At 31.8% G+C, this 15,877-nt stretch carries 15 protein-coding genes and 1 pseudogene; 5 read left to right on the plus strand and 11 right to left on the minus strand.

Features of this window, described 5'->3' with window-relative positions:
• Positions 1 to 103: 103 nt before the first annotated feature.
• From JJ847_00005 to JJ847_00025, 5 genes and pseudogenes are all read right to left on the minus strand, one after another.
• Positions 104 to 286 (minus strand): annotated as a pseudogene (locus JJ847_00005) (hypothetical protein).
• A 7-nt stretch (positions 287 to 293) separates the two neighbouring features.
• Complete coding sequence (locus JJ847_00010; GenBank protein ID MBO6959274.1) at positions 294 to 1,118, minus strand: ABC transporter permease; 825 nt, start codon at positions 1,116 to 1,118, stop codon at positions 294 to 296.
• Positions 1,119 to 1,166: 48 nt separating this feature from the next.
• A complete protein-coding gene (locus JJ847_00015; GenBank protein ID MBO6959275.1) occupies positions 1,167 to 2,183 on the minus strand; it encodes an ABC transporter ATP-binding protein in 1,017 nt (338 codons plus the stop codon).
• A gap of 38 nt (positions 2,184 to 2,221) precedes the next feature.
• Positions 2,222 to 3,223: a protoheme IX farnesyltransferase gene (locus JJ847_00020; protein ID MBO6959276.1), complete on the minus strand. Its 1,002-nt coding sequence runs from the start codon at positions 3,221 to 3,223 to the stop codon at positions 2,222 to 2,224.
• Positions 3,220 to 4,146, minus strand: a complete 927-nt coding sequence (locus JJ847_00025) for a heme A synthase (protein ID MBO6959277.1) — start codon at positions 4,144 to 4,146, stop codon at positions 3,220 to 3,222. The genes JJ847_00020 and JJ847_00025 overlap by 4 nt, the downstream gene beginning before the upstream one ends.
• Positions 4,147 to 4,409: 263 nt before the next feature.
• Between JJ847_00025 and coxB the strand changes: the two genes are divergently transcribed.
• From coxB to JJ847_00045, 4 genes are all read left to right on the plus strand, one after another.
• Positions 4,410 to 5,213, plus strand: a complete 804-nt coding sequence (gene coxB / locus JJ847_00030; GenBank protein MBO6959278.1) for a cytochrome c oxidase subunit II — start codon at positions 4,410 to 4,412, stop codon at positions 5,211 to 5,213.
• Positions 5,210 to 6,835, plus strand: a complete 1,626-nt coding sequence (gene ctaD / locus JJ847_00035; GenBank protein ID MBO6959279.1) for a cytochrome c oxidase subunit I — start codon at positions 5,210 to 5,212, stop codon at positions 6,833 to 6,835. The genes coxB and ctaD overlap by 4 nt, the downstream gene beginning before the upstream one ends.
• A 6-nt stretch (positions 6,836 to 6,841) precedes the next feature.
• Positions 6,842 to 7,444: a heme-copper oxidase subunit III gene (locus JJ847_00040; protein MBO6959280.1), complete on the plus strand. Its 603-nt coding sequence runs from the start codon at positions 6,842 to 6,844 to the stop codon at positions 7,442 to 7,444.
• Between the two features lie 97 nt (positions 7,445 to 7,541).
• Positions 7,542 to 7,895, plus strand: a complete 354-nt coding sequence (locus JJ847_00045; GenBank protein ID MBO6959281.1) for a transcriptional regulator — start codon at positions 7,542 to 7,544, stop codon at positions 7,893 to 7,895.
• A gap of 9 nt (positions 7,896 to 7,904) precedes the next feature.
• Here JJ847_00045 and JJ847_00050 read toward each other — a convergent pair whose 3' ends face one another.
• A complete protein-coding gene (locus tag JJ847_00050; protein MBO6959282.1) occupies positions 7,905 to 8,558 on the minus strand; it encodes a riboflavin synthase in 654 nt (217 codons plus the stop codon).
• Between the two features lie 111 nt (positions 8,559 to 8,669).
• On the opposite strand from JJ847_00050, the gene JJ847_00055 reads away from it, so the two are divergent.
• Complete coding sequence (locus tag JJ847_00055) at positions 8,670 to 9,812, plus strand: aldo/keto reductase (protein MBO6959283.1); 1,143 nt, start codon at positions 8,670 to 8,672, stop codon at positions 9,810 to 9,812.
• Here the strand turns inward: JJ847_00055 and JJ847_00060 are convergent.
• From JJ847_00060 to topA, 5 genes are read right to left on the minus strand one after another with little or no spacing between them, the layout of a single operon-like run.
• Positions 9,801 to 10,799 carry a hypothetical protein gene (locus tag JJ847_00060; protein ID MBO6959284.1) on the minus strand — a complete coding sequence of 333 codons (999 nt, stop codon included), beginning with the start codon at positions 10,797 to 10,799 and terminating at the stop codon, positions 9,801 to 9,803. The two genes, JJ847_00055 and JJ847_00060, sit on opposite strands and share 12 nt — an antisense overlap.
• A gap of 12 nt (positions 10,800 to 10,811) precedes the next feature.
• Positions 10,812 to 11,957, minus strand: coding sequence for a TIGR00303 family protein (locus tag JJ847_00065; GenBank protein MBO6959285.1), 1,146 nt, complete (start codon positions 11,955 to 11,957; stop codon positions 10,812 to 10,814).
• Between the two features lie 12 nt (positions 11,958 to 11,969).
• The gene (locus JJ847_00070) at positions 11,970 to 12,608 is read right to left on the minus strand and encodes a DUF2232 domain-containing protein (GenBank protein MBO6959286.1); all 639 of its coding nucleotides are present in this window, start codon (positions 12,606 to 12,608) and stop codon (positions 11,970 to 11,972) included.
• A gap of 21 nt (positions 12,609 to 12,629) precedes the next feature.
• Entirely contained in the window at positions 12,630 to 13,220 is a 591-nt protein-coding gene (locus JJ847_00075) for a hypothetical protein (protein ID MBO6959287.1), read from the minus strand.
• 7 nt (positions 13,221 to 13,227) lie between these two features.
• A complete protein-coding gene (gene topA / locus JJ847_00080) occupies positions 13,228 to 15,834 on the minus strand; it encodes a type I DNA topoisomerase (GenBank protein ID MBO6959288.1) in 2,607 nt (868 codons plus the stop codon).
• Positions 15,835 to 15,877 lie beyond the last annotated feature (43 nt).

The following is a 15,877-nucleotide window of genomic DNA, read 5'->3' on the forward strand; positions in this document are numbered from 1 at the left end:
CATCAATTAAAGTTATTTGTTCTTGATTTTCTTCTTCATGACTTTCATCAATTAAAGTTATTTGTTCTTGATTTTCTTCTTCATGATTTTCATCAATTAAAGTTATTTGTTCTTGATTTTCTTCTTCATGATTTTCCCTTTGTGCTGGGCTATGGATTAATAAATCATTTAAAGAATCAATACCAAATCTATGCACCCACTTAAGAACAATATTTTCTTTAAGCAAAATATTATTTTCTGAGGAGGCTTTTTTAAAAACTTCTATTAGATGATTTTTTAAGAGCATAAATTTATTAATTTAACTTTCTATTTAACAGAGGCCTTATGATAATCAAGGAAAAAACTGTTAAAGAAAATAAAATTGATATACAACTCTTACAAGTTAAATCACCATATGGGGCATGTAAAGCCACTAATTCTAAATTCATAGTTTGTGTATAAGCAGTCCTAATAGGTTCAATCGCAAAAGTTAATGGATTTAATGAAGCTAACCATCCAAGCCAATTTGGCATGAAAGAGATTGGAGCTAAGGCGGTGCTTGCAAAAAGAAGAGGTAAATTTATCACAAATATAAGAGCGATTAATTCAATATGTCCGGGCAAAACAAACGCTAAACATAAACTTATTGATGTCACAAAAAGAACTAATAGAATTAGTGTTGTAAACACAATTCCTAAACCATATAAGTTGGGCCATCCATATCCCAAAGTGTATGAAACAACCATTATGACAATACTCTGAACAAAGCTCAGGATTGTTATGTAAAAAAAAGAAGATAAAACTATAGATAATCTACTGGTTAAAGGAGCCACAAGTAATCTATTAAGGAATCCAAACTCTCTATCAAACATTAAAGGAAGACCAGAATTTAGGGCTCCGCTAAAAGCAGTAAAAACAATAAGCCCTGCTCCTAAAAAATTCCCATAAGAATCAACTCCTGGTAAAAAACCTTCAGGAGCTTTAGAGAATAATGCCCCAAATAAAAAAAGCCAAATTATAGGTTGTAAGATTCCAGCTAAAAGAGTTGATGGTCTTCTTTTTAATTGAATAAATAATCTCTTTGTTAAGGCAAATGTTTCTTGATATAAAAAAAATAAATTATATTTTTGTAATTCCATAATTAGCAGTAATTAATTCTCATTATAGTTAGTTAACCAAAATTTTTTTTATCGCATTGATTGCTTTGATTCTTTTTTAAGGTCTCTTTTCCCTGCCATAGAAATTTCGGCATCCAATAATGTTTTCCCCGTTGCCTGAAGATATACATCATCTAAGCTGGGCTGACTTTGGGTAAGAGAAAAAATTTCAAACTTTGAAAAGGCCAATTCCACTTTGAGCTTCGTAAGTAAATCTTTTTCCTTATCTGCTACAAAATTTATCGAGAAACCTTGAGCTTCATTTATGATAATCTGACTAATTCCATCTATTGAAGATAAAATTTGGCATATATTTTTTGCTTCTTCCTGATTACTAAATTCTCTTACTTTCAAAGTTACTCTATCTCCTCCTAATTTATTTTTCAGTTCCGTAGGAGCCCCTTGTGCTATAACTCTTCCATCATCAATTATCACTAATTTATCTGCCAATTTATCTATTTCATCAAGATAGTGACTGCTCAAAATAATAGTCATTCCATTATTTCTCAAATCTTTCAAAAGTTGCCATATGATATTTCTACTTTCAATATCTAAACCAACTGTAGGTTCATCCAATATTAATACTTGGGGTAAATGTAATAATCCAGCTGCAAGATCTATTCTTCTTTTCATTCCCCCTGAATAATTTCCGCACTTACGATCAATCCAATCATTCATTTCTAATTGATCTATTAATTTATTTATTCTTTCAAATTTTTTGTTTTTGTTGATGTGATATAGATCTGCTTGAAAATCCAAAAGCTCTCTTCCAGTTAATATTTTATCAAGTGCAATGTCCTGGGCAACATAACCAATTAATTCTCTAATTTTCCTTGAATTTTTTATCAGATTAATATTATTTATTAAAACTTCTCCACTATCAGGCTCTATTAAAGTAGCGAGTATTTTTATAAGTGTTGATTTGCCAGCACCATTTGGACCTAGTATTCCGAATAATGTTCCAGCTTCAATTTCCATTGATAAATTTTTTAAAGCCTTGATTTCTGAATAAGATTTTGAGAGCCCTTTAACTTTTATATAATTCATCAAACTTACTATTTCTTATAAAACATTTTACATCTAATTTAATTACTAAGCAGGGATACTATAGATAAAAATATTTGCATAGATTGCTGCTCAAATTCTACGGATAGTTGGGTTCTGGAAATTAATAACAAAAGACAAATACCAAACATATAGAGAATAGACCACCTAAAAAGAGACTTTGCTCTTGAAAGATCATCAGGAGATTTCTTTAATTCATTTATTAATTGCAAAAGTCTTCCATTAAATGGCAATAACATAATTCCGTATAAGAGACCCCCTTCAGGTAAAGCGAAGATTCCCATAATACTCATCAAAACTGTTGCCCATCCGTAACGAGAAATCGCTTTAGCAGTAAAAACAGATCCCTTAACAGAAGGAAGCATAGGAATACCAACAGATGCGTAATCGTCCTTCAATAAAATTGCAAGTGCCCAAAAATGAGCTGGAGTCCATAACATTACTAAACCAAACAACCACCAACCACTTAGGCCTACATGCCCTGTGGCAGCAGATGCACCAACTAAAGGTGGTATCGCGCCAGCAACTCCTCCGAAAACAATATTTTTGGTTGTACGAGGTTTCAAAATAACTGTATATAAAATTACATAGCTAAATAGACCTAGAAGAGTTAATCCAGCAGCCAAATAATTTACACCACTTACTAAAAGCATCGAAGCTGCCAAAGTACATGATACGGCGGCTAAAAATACAGTCTCAGATGACAATTTTCCTGCTGGCAAGGCTCTTTTGCTAGTTCTTGTCATCCTTTTATCTAATTCCATTTCCCACAAGCAATTAAGAGCTCCTGCTGCTGCTGCTGCCAAAGCGCCGCCTCCTAAAGTGCAGATAAGCTTCGGTGAAGACAAAGGCCATTCCTCTGTTAAAGCCATTCCTCCTAAAGTTGTTGCCAGTAAAAGTGGGATTAATCTAGGTTTTGCTACTTCAAGCCAAGGTGGCAAAGTTAATCTTTTTCTTGAAGGTACAACTTCATCCCTAATTGAAGATTTATATTTCAAGTTTTCTAAGTTACTACTGTTCATGAATTGACACCAACCATTTGAGAATTTAGGGAGTGGTTTAGACCTTTTTTGGTAAAAGGATTTCTAAAAATTAATGTTGTTAATATCGCAATAAATAAAGAGGCATTAAGTTGATGACCGATAATAAAAATAGGTTCATTTAAGTTTGTTTTAAGACTTAAAACACCCAAAGCAATTTGGAAAAACAAGAGAAAAATAAGTGCTGAGAGATATTTCCAATTTTCATTAAGTAAATTTCTCTTATAAATTGCAGTAGCAATAATTAATAGAATTGAAAAAGCAATTGGAAAAGCAAATAATTTATGAGTATTTAGAATTAGACATTGTTTATTAAAAGATAAGCAAATATGTGCTGACCAAGTAGATGAAAGCCTTACACCAATAAAAGATTGAATCAGGGTAAGTAAAAGAGGAACAAACAATAATAATCTCCACCAAATTAATGGCTCTTCTATGTCGTCATTTTCTAAATTTTGATTTATTGAAATTGTTGTGATGAGAAGTAGAAAAGCTATTAAAAGATGGCCAGTGACAGTATATGAATCAAGCAGGTTTATTACTGTTAAAGCTCCAAAAGATCCTTGGACAATAACGAGAAAAAGTAATAATGAATAAGTTTTAGGTAACCAATTTGGAATTTCATTTTTCCATATTATTGAAAGGGTAAATTTAAAAAGAATTAATATACCAACCAGAAAAGCATCTAGACGATGAAACCACTCTAGAAATACTCTTAAGTTCATATGATTAAAAGGCAAAAAAGATCCATAACACAATGGCCAGTCTGGGCAGGCAAGTCCCGCCTCCATTACTCTGGTAGCACCTCCAATTACGATTAGTGCGATGAGTGCGAGTACACTATGACTTCCCAACCTTTTAAAAATTGTCAGATATTTTGATTTATATAATTGGTTATTAATCAAATGGATAAAACCTATTATTTTGCATAATAAATTAGATTCAAAAACCAAACATTAATTAAAAATTAATATCTTTAATTTAAAAAATAATTGACTAATTTAATCTTTTTTCCCTGACAATTAACTCTAAAAAGTTATTAATAATACGCCTTTTATTTCATAAATCTTAAGAAGTTGTGAATTTAAATGTTTTTCTTTTAACAAAGGATGCAGGATTAAAAAAATTGAATATCTTGAGGATATAAATACAAATTTTAAGGAATCAATTGTTAAATAAAAACATTTATTTAATACTAATTATTTCTCTCGTTTTTGCTATATCTTTTTGGATTGGTTTTAATGTAAATTTGCTCCCAGCGGAAGCAAGTATTAATGCACCAATTTACGATGAACTTTTTAAAATTCTTTTCATTATTGGATTAATTATTTTTATAGGAATGACAATAGCAGTTATTTATAGCTTATTTAAATTTAGGAAAAGAAATGATCAGATAGGCGATGGTATAGCTTTAGAGGGAAATTTAAGCTTAGAAATTGTGTGGACAATTATCCCTTCAATAATTGTTTTATTAATAGGTCTATATAGCTACAACATCTACGATCGAATGGGAGGGATGAAAGAACTAAATCATAACCATGAAATGATGAGTTCTAATACTGAAAAAATATGGGCTGGAATAAGTCAAACTTCTGATAATGAAATAGCTATAAATAATTTATCAATTGAAGTTTCGGCTATGCAATTTGCATTTCTATTCAATTATCCCAAGGGCAATTTCATATCAGGAGAACTACACGTTCCTGTTGATCAAAAAGTATCAATGAAAATGGAATCCAAAGATGTAATTCATGCTTTTTGGGTACCAGAGTTCAGAATTAAGCAGGATATTATTCCTGGACAACCAACTATCCTAAATTTCACTCCTACAAAAGTAGGAAAATATCCGATAATTTGTGCAGAATTATGTGGCCCATATCATGGAGGAATGAGAGCCTCGATAGTTGTTGAAGAAGAATCTGATTACAACGAATGGTTTAACAAAAATAAAAAACCCGAGGTAAATTTATGACAATATCAATTGATCCACAAAAAACTAATAATGAAAGTCTTCAACCCAAAGGCTGGCTTAGATACTTTAGTTTTAGCCTTGATCATAAAGTAATTGGGATTCAATACTTGGTTTGCGGTTTTCTCTTCTATTTAATAGGAGGAACTTTAGCGAGCGCTATAAGAATTGAACTGGCCAGCCCAATGTCTGATTTTATGCCAAGGGATGTTTATAACCAAGTTTTAACTTTACACGGAACAATAATGATATTCCTTTGGATAGTTCCTGTAGTTAACGGTGCTTTTGGAAATTATTTAATTCCATTTTATGTAGGTGCGAGAGATATGGCATTCCCAAGATTAAATGCAGTAGCTTTTTGGTTAATTCCTCCTTCAGGTTTGATGCTGGTAGCTAGCTATTTTGTTGATGGTGCTGCTCAAGCTGGATGGACTGCTTATCCACCTTTGAGCATAACTACTCCTCAATCGGGACAAATTATTTGGATTCTGAGTGTTCTATTACTTGGAGGCAGTTCTATATTTGGTGGAATCAACTTTATAGCGACCATTATCAAATTAAGAAGGCCAGGATTAAAACTTATGCAATTGCCAATGTATTGTTGGGCAATGCTTGGAACAAGTCTATTAGTTGTTTTGTCAACTCCTGTATTAGCTGGCACTTTAATTCTACTTAGCTTCGACATTATTGCTAATACAGGGTTTTTCAATCCTGTCTTGGGTGGCAATGTCGTAGTTTATCAGCATTTATTTTGGTTTTATTCTCATCCAGCTGTATACATTATGGTCCTTCCTGCCTTTGGTTTAGTTAGTGAAATACTTCCTGTACATGCTAGAAAACCACTTTTTGGATATACAACAATGGTTTTTTCAATAATGGGGATAGTAGTTTTAGGTTTAGTTGTTTGGGCTCATCACATGTTTACGAGTGGAACGCCCCCTTGGATGAGATTGTTCTTTACTATTGCCACGGCATTCATTGCTGTTCCAACTGGTATAAAATTTTTCAATTGGGTTGCAACATTATGGGGAGGTAAAATTTCCATCAATAGTGCAATGTTATTCTCTTGCGGATTTATTATAAATTTTGTTTTTGGAGGTATCACAGGAGTTGCTTTGGCACAGGTACCTTTCGATATTCACGTACATGATACCTATTTCGTTGTAGCCCATTTTCATTACATAGTTTATGGAGGGACTGTTTTTATTATTTTCTCTTCAATTTATCATTGGTTCCCAAAAGTAACTGGGAAAATGCTCAATGAAAAATTAGGGATTTTACATTTTATCATTACCTTTATTGGATTTAACTTGTGCTTTGCTCCTCAACATTGGCTTGGTTTAAATGGAATGCCAAGAAGAGTTGCAGAATATGATCCTCAATTCCAGTTCGTTAATCAAATTAGTAGCCTTGGGGCTCTTTTAATGGCTATAAGCACAATTCCTTTTTTAATTAATGTTTTCCTTAGTTTTAGAAATGGAAAAGATGCTGGAGATAACCCTTGGAATGCTCTTACACCTGAATGGTTAACATCTTCTCCACCTCCAGTTGAAAATTGGGAAGGAGAAGCACCATTAGTTGAAGAACCTTATGGTTATGGTAAAGAAATTTCTGAACAAAAATAAAAACATATGACAACTCTAGATAGCTCAAAAGAAATTCAAAAAAATAATTCTGAAGTCAATGAAACACATGCAGACTTCAGAATGTTTGGTCTTATAACATTCCTAATTGCGGACGGAATGACTTTTGCAGGATTCTTTGCTGCTTATCTAACTTATAAAGCAGTAAATCCATTACCTGATGGTGCTATTTATGAATTAGAACTTCCAATACCTACACTCAATACAATTTTATTACTTGTTAGTAGTGCAACTTTCCATAAAGCAGGTAAAGCACTTTTAAAAGATAAAAACTCTGATTCCCAAAAATGGTTGTTTTTTACTGCTTTTCTTGGAATTATATTTTTAATATGTCAATTATTTGAATATTTTCATTTACCCTTTGGATTAACCGATAATTTATTTGCAAGTACTTTTTATGCTCTTACTGGTTTTCATGGATTACATGTCACTTTGGGCACTTTAATGATTTTAATTATTGCTTGGCAATCGAGAATCAATGGTGGAAGATTAACTAGTCAAAATATGTTCCCATTGGAAGCTGTTGAGTTGTACTGGCATTTTGTAGATGGAATATGGGTTATTTTATTTATTATTTTGTATCTTTTATAAAAACTTAATTTAAAAAAAATAAATATATCTTTTATTAATTTATATTGCCACAGTTCTCCTTTTTAGTAAGAATATATAGTTAGAAATTTATCAGATAATGCTTGAAGGAAAAGAACTTCTTGAAAAAGCAAAATTATTAAGTAAAAAATCAGAAGATGAGATAGCAAAAGGTTGTGGGTACGTAGGTCCTAGCGGAAGAATCTTAAGAAAAAGTTTTTATAAAGCGCTTATCGAAGCTAAGGGTTACAAAATAGGAAATGGTCGTCAGGGGAAAAACGCTAATAGAGCTTCAAGAGGCAGACAGACAGAATTCAAAACTAAAGTTCATGGCAATGGGAACCTATTAATTGGTCATGCCTACACCAAAAAATTAGGTCTAGAACCTGGTCAGGAATTTAAAATTGATCTTAAAAAAGATTCAAAAACAATTTATTTAATTCCATTAAATTAAAAATATATTTTACCAACCGTTTTCTTTAAGCCATTCCGAAGAAATATTATTTGAAGACAAATCTTGATTACTATTTTTATTAAATAAAAGTAATTTCTCTACATATTTAATTAGTGCATCTGCTTCAAGGTTTACGCTGTCGCCGAGATTCAATTTATTCAGATTTGTGTTATGCCAAGTATGAGGAATTATCGCAATAGTAAATATTTCCCCTTCCTGTTCATATTTTGCAATTGTAAGACTTATACCATTTACACAAATACTACCTTTGTTAACTACATATTTCGAAAAAATGCTATTTTCCCACTTTATAGATAAAAGCCAGGATTTCTCTAATTTTTCTATATTCTCAACTGTTCCAAGGCCATCAACATGTCCACTGACTATATGCCCTCCTAGACGGTCAGAGACTCTAAGAGCAGGCTCCAAATTAACAATCTGATTTAGGTTCGACTTTACTCCTAAAGTTGTTTTTTTTAATGTCTCCTCACTAACATCAACAGTAAATTTATTTTGAAAAATCTCTTTAACTGTCAAGCAAATTCCATCAACAGCAATGCTGTCACCAATTGCCATATCAAATAAATTATCTAGAATTTCAATTTCTAAAATATTTTTTTCTTGTCTTAGTTTTCCAACTGATTGAATTATTCCTGTAAACATAGTTTAAAAAAAATATTTTTGCAAAATTTTGTATTTACTTTAATTTACTTTAAATCATTTTCAACTATAAATAAATTAAAGAGTAAATAAAAAGAAATTGATCATATTTAGATGATTATTAATTCACAAAAAAGATCATTTGGTAGAGGGGCGAAAGTGAGCTTATTCACTTTGGGGACAATGCGAGCAACTGAAAGTCTCGAAAAAATGTATAGCATAATAAAAAGTGCATATTATGTAGGAATTAACCACATAGAAACAGCTCCCTCTTATGGTGATGCTGAATCACTTATTGGAAATTCAATAAAAAAATTAGCAATAGAAGAGAATATAAAAGAAAATAATTGGGTGATTACTTCCAAAGTTTTACCAAAGGGTGATTTTGACTTTTTAAAAAATAATTTCAAAAAATCTCTTAAAAATTTAAATCGCGAGAGAATTAATAATCTTGCAATTCACGGACTCAACTTAAAACAACATCTAGATTGGGTTCTTTCTGGAGAGGGTAAGAAATTCATTTCTTGGATACTTGAGAAGGAACTAGTTGATCAAGTCGGTTTTAGTTCTCACGGAAGTTATTCACTAATTAAAGATGCAATTAACTGTGAAGTTTTTACTTTTTGTAGTCTTCATTTACATTATTTAGATCAATCTAAGATTGCTTTAGCAGAGGAAGCTATAAAAAAAGGTATGGGCGTTTTAGCAATATCACCTGCAGATAAAGGCGGTAGATTGTATTCTCCAAGCGATATTTTGATAGAGGCCTCTAAGCCTTTTCATCCATTAGAATTAGCTTATCGATTTCTGCTGGCTAAAGGCATTACAACTTTGTCGTTGGGTGCGACAAACAAAAAAGATTTTGAATTTGCGCATAAACTTAGAAACTCCTTAGAGAAGCTTACAAAACTTGAAAAAAGCGCCCTTAATAAAATTGAGGAAGTTTCTAATAAAAGATTAAACTCAACCAAATGTGAACAATGTAGATCTTGTCTTCCATGTCCAAATGAAGTGCCTATTCCAGAAATACTTCGTTTAAGAAATATATCTCTTGGTTATGGGCAATTAGAATTTGCAAAAGAAAGATACAATTTAATAGGAAAAGCTGGCCACTGGTGGGAAGAAAAAAATTCCTCATATTGTAAAGAATGCAATGAATGTGTTCCTAGATGTCCTAGTAAATTAGATATACCAAATTTATTAAAGGAAACTCATAACTTATTAATTGAAAATCCTACAAAAAGATTATGGGGATAAGGACTCATTCCAGATATTTTTAAGATTAATTTTTTGTTTATTTGTTAAGACAGGGAAAGACCAACTATTTTCCCAACATTTCTCAGAAGGTCCTGAGGTGGGAAGCATTTCAGTTTTATATTTACTTTGCAAATAATCACTATTGAATGGAAGATACCAACCCTGGCTTACTAATTTATCTACTATTGATTTATTTTCTAAAGATTTAATCCATTTCATTAATATTGCATTATTTAGATTTGATCGACTAAGAAGAAAATGCCACATCAAAGGTACGCCTTGGCTCGGGAAAACTAAAGAAAGCCTTGGATCTATTTTTAAATATTTTGAACAGAGACTATAAGGAACTATTGCTACACAAGCATCAGAATTAATCAACCAATTGAGTATATTTTTATCATCAAATAACATTGCTTGGCTTTTGAGTTTTTTTAAAGAATTCGATGAATTAATTTTTTTAGCAATTGACAATAATATTCTAGGACTTTGTGGAAAAATAACTTTTCCCGTTAATTTTTTAGAAAGGAGGAAATCCCAAGAAGTTCTAGCTAAATTTACTAATTCTTTATTATTTTTAATAATAATTGTGTAAGGTACAACTCCAATAGGAAATAATTTACTCCTTTGATTTTCATTAAAACTTTCTAAAAAATCTATCGATCTCTTATCTAAATTTTCGGTCAAAGGGAATTGATTGATTTTTTCGAATTCAGCAAAATTTATATTACTAATCCAGCCATCATTTATTAATGTAAAATCAGAATTTAAAATTGTGTTCCTATTTTTTTGTGGCTGGATACTTTCAAAATTAATTTTTTCCTGCTTCCAATCTTTTGGAATCGATTCTTTAAAAGATTGTGGATAAAAAGAACTTTGTAGTGCTATCTTTACTTTTTTTTGAAGATTACTGCAAGAGCTCAAGAGAAATAGTAGCGAAAGTTTTCCGCAATTTAAAAATTCTCGTCTCGTCGCAAATTTTGAAACCATTCAGTAATCCTTCTATAAAGAAATTTGACCTAGTCCCTTCATCATTTCCAGATTTTGTTGACACAATGAAACTATTGCGTCATTTTTGAATCCATTTAAGAAAGCAAGTAATGATATTCCACCAGCACCTACTCCTTCTTTAACATGACCCACTTCATAATCCTTTAATTCTTTGAAGATTGACGATTTAAAATTTAAAGGGCTTGCTAAACCTAATAAATTGACATCATATTTCGCATTTATTAAATTCAATAAATCATTTAGAGAGTTATCTTTCATAAGCCAGCCAGTTGTTGCAACAAAAACATCCTCAATAAAATCATCTTTATTCTTTGGATCTAAGAATTCTAATACAAGCAAAATGATAGCTATCATTTGACTTCCACCAGACAATATAACAGTTTGGTTCGCCAACCTAGCCCCAGTTAATAAACCCATTGAGAAAGCTTGGAAAGGATCACCAACTGCAGCGACAACATCAAAAGAGTCAAAATCAGCATTAAGATTTGCATTTAAAAGTCCTTTTTGAACTACTTTTCTTCTGAGATCTCTTGGAGCTTTAAATAAACTACTCCCTACTAAATTAGACACCCGCAACCCAAAAGCTTCCATTACAGCCTGAGCAGTTGTGGTTCCTCCAGGAACAGATTCAGAAATTAAGATAGGTTGTTCTGAGGATTTCCCTATCGCAAGACCTCTTTGATAAAGATTTATAACCCTCTCTTTTGACATCGATTTACCAGTAGTAAGACAATTTGATGGCCCCAAATCACTATCTTCTACTTCTAAATGATTAAAGTAAGGTTTTACCCCTATTCCTAAAGGAACAATTATTGGATAAACATTTATAAGCTTTGAACAAACATGACTTATTAGGGCTGGAGTTACTCCTGCATTAAGTAGAGGCAATTTATACTTATGATCTTTTGAAGCACCCTTAAGCAAAAATTCGGCATCAGCTAGTGCAGTTAATCTCCTTGACTTTGGATTAATACCTGCTGCAGAAATTCCTGGAATTTGGGATGTATTAGTGCCCGCAATTACTAGAAATATTTTTAAATTATTTATATTCTTTTTGAGTATATTTATCGCATTAATTCTCTTTTTTTTATTGGATTTACTTCCAAAAAAATTTATCTGTAATTCTGTAATACTCATCCTTATTTTTTTTCAATTATTAAAATCTACTAAGACATTTATTAATCTTGGAGGATCTGGGATAGTTAATTTAAATCTTGGGAAAAGAGAATAGGCAACTACATGTACCGTTAAAACATAAACTATTTCTTGAAAAATTATTAATAAAATTGCACCAAATTGAATACTTAAAATTGATGGAGAAAAAGGTAAATTTAATAATCCAATGAACTTTTCAATTAGACCATAACTTGCTCTAGTAATTAAGACCCAAAGATTATCCCCAACTAGAATTGATAATGCTATTACTCGTAGAAAGAAGCCGAGGGTTCCAATAATGACTCCAATGGTAAAACTTAGTTTCCAACTCTTTTCTTTAAACCAACACCAGCCCAGCCAGAAAGCCAAAATCCCATAAGGAAATAAAAATAAAGTTCCTCTAACAGGACCCATAATTATGAATAAAAGTAGAAATTGTATTAGGATTCCTTCCAATGCAGTTTTAGTTCCTCTTCTCATCTGCAATAGGATAATTGGAAGGGGTAAAATCAACCTCAATAAAGCCCCTCCAACTGGCAGATAATATAGTGCTACCCATAATAAAGACGAAAGAGATGCTAAATATGATGTCTCGACAATATTTAATGCTTCATTTTTAGTTGTTATTTTCATTTTTTTATTTAATATTTTTAATTAATTTTTATTCATACTTTTATTTTCTGAATTTAAAATTCGTTCAATCTTTTCTATTTCAAAATTTACCTCAGAATTGCTTAATATGGTACTTAACTCTTTAGTTGGATCTTTAGGATCTACATCTTTCAAGATAAATATTATTTTGTAAGATTGAAGCTCAATTTTCTTTTTTTTTGAAGAATTCTTAATTTTTTTATTTCTTTGCATTTTTATTTTTTCAGAATTTATATCTTTTTTATTTTCTAAAACATTTTTTTTGTTTTCTACTTTTTTTATTCTTTTATTTTTTATAACATTAATTTCTTTGCTTTCTTTTTCTAAATTTATATCTTTTTTATTTTCTAGAACATTTTTTTTGTTTTCTACTTTTTTTATTCTTTTATTTTTTATAACATTAATTTCTTTGCTTTCTTTTTCTAAATTTATATCTTTTTTATTTTCTAGATTATTTTCTAAATTTTCATCTTGGCTTGTTTTTTCTAAATCATAAAAACTACTTTCGAGAAAATTACCAATCCTACCCCCAGAGCATGATTGCAATAAAATTAAAAAAATTAATAAAAAAAATTCTTTTTTTTTTAAAATCATATTTTTCCTAACTTTTCTTTTTACTTTTAGTTTTTTTAACACTTATTTTTGTTTTTTTTGAAATAGATCCTTTTTTATCTTTTAGTTTTTCTTCTAGAAGAGATACAGCATCATCAATGGTGAATTTCTCTAAGTCAGTATCTTTGGCAATGGAAACATTAGTTTTACCACATTTTAAATAGACCCCATATCTTCCATTTAATACTTGAATTTTCTCTTTAAATTCTTTCGGTTTTCCAAAATCTTTAAGGACCTCTTGACCACCTCTACCCATTTTTGGCATCGCAAGAATTTCTAATGCTCGTTTTATATCAACTTTAAAAACGTCATCCTCTTTCTTCAAAGATCTGTTTTCAGATTCATTTTCATTTTTAATCCATTTAATGTAAGGGCCAAATCTTCCTCTATCCGCCTCAACAAGACCCCCTTCAGGATGAACTCCTAACAATCTAGGCAGACTTAAAAGTGTTAGAGCTTCATCTAGAGTTAGATCATCAGTTTTCAACTCTTTAGGTAATGAAGCTCTTCTTGGTTTGGCTTTATCTTGATCATTATTTCCCAATTGTACATAAGGGCCGTAAGGACCAAATCTTAAAAAGACTTGCTCTCCAGTTTTTGGATCAGTTCCAAGCTCTGATGGTCCACTTAAAATTTGATCAACTTTCTTTATGTCTAAGTCTCCAGGAGTTATATCCATTGGAAGATTACCTTTCGCCTGAATTTCATTGCCAGATTCATCAATTTTTGTGCCCTCTAGCCAAGGTCCGTTAGAGCCTATTCTGACTACGCAAGGAAGGTCTTCGAAATCAACTTGTCTATAAGCTTTACCATCAATATCACCCTCTGTTTTCTGAACCTTAACCTCCAGACCATTTTTACCTTTGTAGAAAGTCTCGAGATATGGAAGCCACTCAAGATTACCTGAAGATATTTCATCCAATGAAGATTCCATTTTTGCAGTAAAAGTAGTATCAACTAGATCAGGAAAATGTTCTTCTAATAGAGAGGTAACAGCAAACGCTGTAAACGTTGGAGCCAAAGTATTGGACGATATATTCGCATAACCTCTATCAACAATTGTCCCAATAATGCTCGCATAGGTAGAAGGTCTTCCAATCCCTTCTTTTTCAAGAACTTTAACTAATGCAGCCTCTGTATATCTTGCAGGTGGCTTGGTCTCATGAAAAGTAGATTCCTTATTAAGGACTTCAAGACATATTCCAGTTGTTAAGTTTGGGAGAATAATTTCTTGTTGTTCAAGAGATGAACTTGGCTCATCACTTCCCTCGACATAGGCCCTAAAAAATCCAGGGAAATCAATACTTTTCCCACTAGATTTAAATAATCCATCTCCCACACTGATTTCAGCATTAATCATCGTTAACCTAGCTTCCGCCATTTGACTTGCTACAGTTCTTTTCCAAATTAAATCGTAAAGAGATAAGTCTCTACCAGTTAGGTTAGTTTCCTTTGGAGTTTTAAATACCTCGCCTGCTGGTCTAATAGCTTCGTGTGCTTCTTGAGCATTCCTTGCAGTTGAATCAAATTGTCTTGGTGAGTTGGATAAATATTCTTTTCCATACATAGAACTGACGCATTCTCTAGCAGCTCTTGTGGCTTGTTCCGAAAGATGAACTGAATCAGTTCTCATATATGTTATGAAGCCCCTCTCATAAAGACCTTGCGCACATCTCATAGTTTCTCTTGCAGACAAACGAAGCTTTCTGTTTGCTTCTTGCTGCAATGTACTAGTTGTAAATGGAGGAACTGGCTTACGAGTAGATGGTTTTTTTTCGATTTTTGAGACTAACCAATCTTCAGAAGAAAAAGTATTCAATAAATCATTTACTTTTTCTTCTCCAATTATTAAAGATTTATTTCCTTGTTTTAGTTTGCCGGTCTGTTCATCAAAATCTGAACCATTAGAAATTCTTTGACCATTCAAGCTAAATAATTTAGTTTCGAAAGTCATATTATCCTTAACTAGGGAAGCTTTAATCCCCCAGTAACTAGCTTTTTTAAACGATCTTCTTTCCCTCTCTCTTCTAACAAGAAGCCTCACAGAAACTGATTGAACACGACCAGCAGATAATCGGGGGGCTACCTTCTTCCAAAGTAATGGAGATAATTCATATCCAAAAAGCCTGTCTAAGATTCTTCTTGTTTCTTGAGCTTGAACAAGTTCCATATCAATTTCTCTTGTTTGATCTAAAGCTTTGTTGATTGCTTTTTTTGTAATTTCATGAAAAACCATTCTCTTAGTTGGTATTTTAGGCTTAAGTAATTGCAGAAGATGCCAGCTAATACTCTCCCCCTCTCTATCTTCATCAGTTGCTAGTAATAGTTGGGTCGCATTTTTTAATGCATCTTTCAGCTCTTTAACAACCTTTTTTTTATCTTTCGGAACTATGTAGAGTGGTTCAAAATCTTCCGTCGTATTAACCCCTATCCTTGACCATTTTTCCTTTTTAACTGCAGCAGGAATTTCGGCAGCTCCTTTTGGAAGATCTCTTACGTGACCCATAGAAGCAAGAACTTCATAATTAGAAGGCAAATACTTTCTTATAGTTTTTGCTTTTGTGGGACTTTCAACAATAACGAGTGTGTGATCCAAGGTTTATTTCAAAAATTGGTGTTTTTATTCAGTGAGGGCATAT

The organism is Prochlorococcus marinus CUG1438 (assembly GCA_017644325.1).
Taxonomy (GTDB): domain Bacteria; phylum Cyanobacteriota; class Cyanobacteriia; order PCC-6307; family Cyanobiaceae; genus Prochlorococcus_A; species Prochlorococcus_A marinus_AA.